The sequence below is a fragment of the Hydrogenovibrio sp. genome (genome assembly GCF_049975065.1).
In the GTDB taxonomy this organism is placed as follows: domain Bacteria; phylum Pseudomonadota; class Gammaproteobacteria; order Thiomicrospirales; family Thiomicrospiraceae; genus Hydrogenovibrio.
The window spans coordinates 1-792 of the sequence record NZ_JBNGDN010000083.1; the positions used below are offsets into that span (position 1 = coordinate 1).

The 792-nt window shown below is 54.0% G+C and carries 1 protein-coding gene; it reads left to right on the forward strand.

Annotated features, from left to right (window positions below; genetic code table 11):
• The coding region (locus ACP5D0_RS08865) for an HPP family protein (protein ID WP_472365380.1) at window positions 1-792 on the forward strand (792 nt) is incomplete at both ends.

A 792-nucleotide genomic window follows, 5' to 3' on the forward strand; every position in this document is an offset into this window, starting at 1 on the left:
GCTGATCAGTCATCACTTTCTGGCACTGCCCGTTGCTTTGGCCGTGGTCGCTTCCATGGGCGCCTCCGCCGTTTTGTTGTTTGCGGTGCCGCACGGCCCTTTATCCCAACCCTGGCCGCTGATTGGCGGCAACCTGGTTTCCGCCTTCGTCGGCGTGAGCAGTGCCTTATTTATTGATCCGCAGATTCTCGCCGCCAGCGTCGCCGTCGGCGCGTCCATCACCGCCATGTATTATTTGAAATGCATTCACCCGCCGGGTGGAGCCACCGCCTTGACTGCGGTTATCGGCAGCGAAAGCGTCCATGCTTTGGGTTACGGATTTCTGTTAACGCCGGTATTGTTGAATGTGTTTTCCATTCTGGCGATTGCCGTGTTGTTCAATGCAGTCTTTCATTGGCGGCGCTATCCGGCTTATTGGCACCAACAACAGACCGATTCCCAACCTGCATCGCAGGGCGGCTTATCCCACAGCGATTTTTTAAATGCCCTAAAGGAAATCGACTCGTTCGTGGACATCAATGAATACGATTTGCGCCGCATTCTGGCGCTGATTAGCCACCCGAACACACCGCTTTCTGCGTCGGATATCGAACTCGGCCGAGTTTACAGCAACGGTTTGATTGGTCGGGATTGGTCGATGCGTCGCATCATTGACGAATCAGGCAGTGACGACCCGGAAAAAGACTTTGTGATTTTCAAACAAATCGCCGGTCAGGAACGCAAAACCACCGATTGCATCACCCGCGAGGAATTCGCGCATTGGGCGAAATATGAAATGGTGCAGGAAAACGG